Source organism: Arthrobacter sp. Y3222053, from assembly GCF_059092805.1.
In genome coordinates, this window is sequence record NZ_JBNHIA010000030.1 from 1 (window position 1) to 200 (window position 200).

A 200-nucleotide genomic window follows, 5' to 3' on the forward strand; every position below is an offset into this window, starting at 1 on the left:
TACTGCCAAGTGCACCGCTGATTAGCTACGTTCGGATGGGATAACCGCTGAAAGCATCTAAGCGGGAAGCCTGCTTCAAGATGAGATTTCCATACACCCTTGAGGTGTGAGAGGCCCCCAGCCAGACCACTGGGTTGATAGGCCGGATGTGGAAGCGGGGACTAAAGACCCGTGAAGCTGACCGGTACTAATAGGCCGAC

The 200-nt window shown here is 55.0% G+C and carries 1 rRNA gene; it reads left to right on the forward strand.

The features are described 5' to 3' along the window. A 23S ribosomal RNA gene (locus AC5RUW_RS16660) occupies positions 1 to 199 on the forward strand; the annotation flags it as partial. Position 200 lies beyond the last annotated feature (1 nt).